The organism is Allobosea sp. P2_A10 (assembly GCF_056405115.1).
Window position 1 is genome coordinate 1 of sequence record NZ_JBFUCS010000051.1, and the last position, 2,668, is coordinate 2,668.

At 53.1% G+C, this 2,668-nt stretch carries 4 protein-coding genes; all 4 read left to right on the forward strand.

Annotation, left to right across the window (positions count from 1 at the left end):
• The first annotated feature begins 201 nt into the window (after positions 1-201).
• The 4 genes from AC1DZY_RS26500 to AC1DZY_RS26515 all read left to right on the forward strand — a co-directional run bounded on the left by AC1DZY_RS26500 (position 202) and on the right by AC1DZY_RS26515 (position 2,449).
• The gene (locus AC1DZY_RS26500) at positions 202-462 is read left to right on the forward strand and encodes a hypothetical protein (RefSeq protein ID WP_476823141.1); all 261 of its coding nucleotides are present in this window, start codon (positions 202-204) and stop codon (positions 460-462) included.
• Positions 463-528: 66 nt separating this feature from the next.
• On the forward strand, positions 529-942 hold the full coding sequence (locus AC1DZY_RS26505; RefSeq protein ID WP_476823142.1) for a low affinity iron permease family protein: 414 nt from the start codon (positions 529-531) through the stop codon (positions 940-942).
• A 110-nt stretch (positions 943-1,052) separates the two neighbouring features.
• A complete protein-coding gene (locus AC1DZY_RS26510; RefSeq protein ID WP_476823144.1) occupies positions 1,053-1,427 on the forward strand; it encodes a low affinity iron permease family protein in 375 nt (124 codons plus the stop codon).
• A gap of 197 nt (positions 1,428-1,624) precedes the next feature.
• Positions 1,625-2,449: an endonuclease/exonuclease/phosphatase family protein gene (locus AC1DZY_RS26515; RefSeq protein ID WP_476823143.1), complete on the forward strand. Its 825-nt coding sequence runs from the start codon at positions 1,625-1,627 to the stop codon at positions 2,447-2,449.
• Positions 2,450-2,668: the final 219 nt, after the last annotated feature.

Sequence of the window (2,668 nt, forward strand, 5' to 3'; positions counted from 1 at the left end):
ACATTGGAGGGCTTTCTCGCACCCGCGCGAACGCGGCAATGGGCTCGCGAGCCCAATGTCCGCATGCTGGCCTGATGGCGATGGCGTTGAACCGGGCTCGCTCACTACATCGTAGCAAACGAGCGGGGTTACTTGCATCGGGACGTCTGGACAGCAAGATTTATTGGGAAAATTATAACATCATTTAGCGAGCCGATCACAATGCCAAATCCGCAGCACCCTGAAGCTTCCGAATTCAAGCTCGAAAGCATTGATGATTTTGAGTCGCACGTCGCTGAGATTGCCAAGTTGCAGGCGCGCGAAAGAGACGACATCGCTGAAATCAAACTTGCCGGCATGATCGCCGCCGCAGATGACTTCATCCGCCAACATTCGAGGCGTGACAGCGAAGGCCTGACAGATCGATCTATCCACCGCCGGCCTCGTATTAATGCTGCCGGGCAACGTCAAAGCGGAATTTAGGGGTTGTTCAGCCGCTGAGCGTTGTTCTCTTGGGCCGTTCTTATTGAACAAAATGGTAGTAAGCCGATGTCAGAGGTGAAATTATTACCCAGGGGCAATACCAAAGCGTCCCTTTTCACACGCGTCGCACAGAAAGCGTCGCAATGGACTGGCAAACCGGCAGCGTTTTTCGCAGCGCTTTCCGTGATAGTAGTATGGGCGCTGTCAGGACCCTTGTTCGGATTCAGCGACACCTGGCAGCTGGTAATCAACACCTCGACGACTATCATTACTTTTCTGATGGTGTTCGTCATCCAGAACAGCCAGAACCGCGATACCGCCGCGATGCAGATCAAGCTCGACGAGCTGCTGTCCAAATTGGAGGGTGCGCGCGAGGAACTGATGGATCTTGAGCAACTTGACGAGAAAGAACTTGAAGCCATCCGGCAAGACTACTGTCGCCGCGCCGCGCTGGCCCGGAAAGGTCAAGACCCCGGCTAAGCATGAAATGAGGCACGTTTTTGGAATAATCCTCGACAATTCAGGAGGTTCAATTGGTCGACAATGAGCCAAGCGATTTGGGTCGACGCGCACCATCCTGGTTCACGCGCTTGTCTCAGGCTGCAGCCCATTGGACGAGTAGATCCCACGTCCTCTTTGCTACGATCGGGTGCGTAATACTCTGGGGGCTCGCCGGTCCGTATTTCGGTTTTGATCAGCGGTGGCAGCTCGTAATGAGTACAGCAGTGACAATCGTCACATTCCTGATCATGCAGACGAGCCAAAACAGGGCAATGGCCGCTGTTCAGATCAAATTGAACGAGCTTATCAGCGCAGTGCAGGGTGCCCGGGATGGATTATTTAATATAGAGAACCTTGACGAGCAAGAGCTGGAGCGCTTGCAAAGCTTGTTCAAGAAGCGAGCACAGAACCGAGTTTTTAACGCAGAACCGTCGAGTCCTTCAGAAAGCGTAGCCCGGCCGTAAGCTCAGTTGGACAACTCAAAAAACCTTTCGATGATACCGACGGCCCCCGAGGCTCCCCCACGTTTGCCCAGCCCGCCGTTGAGGACTGCGGGAGCGTCTATCTGTTTGGAGCGAGCGATATGCCCCACACAGGGCGTCGGCGCAGTCCTCGCGATGCCTTTCGCTGATAACCAGACCATGCAAAAAAGGGAGGCTGCGTGAAAAACCGGAAGTTCGGGTGGGTCAAACGGTTTCGGCAAACACGATTTTTGAGAGCTTCAGGGTGGCGGAGGAATCCGAGCTCGTCGCCTGAGAATTTAGCAAAATCCAAGACCGGTCTGTTATTCGCGTCATATAATATACATAAGGCAGTTGGCCGAGATGGGCTGTTTGATCCCAAACGAATTATAGCTGTCATTAAAGAAATCGGACCCGATGTTATTGCGCTACAAGAAGCTGATCGACGCCATGGTGATCGCGGCGCAATACTAGACCTAGCTCTTATCGAACGCGAGACCGGTTTACGTCCTGCGCCAGTGGAAACAAAATTTAAAGGTAATGGATGGCATGGAAATATTGTTCTATTCCGGCGTACGTTGGTTATAAGCACAATAAGGCAGATTGTTTTGCCCGGCTTTGAACCACGAGGGGCTCTTGTCGTAGATCTATTTTTTGAAAATGAACCCATAAGAGTAATTGCTACGCATTTGGGACTGTTGCGACGGTCTCGCTCCAAGCAGTTCCGTGCAATCATAGATGCAAGCAAGCCTATTGATGGTAGACCAGTGATAATAATGGGCGACTTTAATGAGTGGCGGATAGGAAAGAAATCAACTCTTCACGGATTATCTCCCAATTTTGGCCCAGTGCATGCTCCAATCCCGAGCTTTCCTGCGCGCTTCCCGCTCCTGGCGCTTGATCGGATTGTGGCGATGCCTGCGGAGATTATATCCCGATTAGATCTCCACGACACGCCGCTGTCCAAAATCGCATCCGACCATATGCCTATCAAAGCGGCCGTGAGTCTGGCGCGCGAGCTTTAAAGGGCAACCGTATATCGATGATACGACCTCAGCCCTCGCTGAAAGAATCTGTCAAATCGCGTTGAAGCTCAGCCCTCTTATCGCGTTGAATGTCAGCCCCCTTGGGACCTGCTCGGACGTGCCGATGTCGCCCCGGCTGAGCTGGTCGGGGTTGCTCGGCCGGGGCGATTTCGGCGTCCAGTGCGCGACGGAGGATGACGTTGTCAGGCTCGGTTTTTG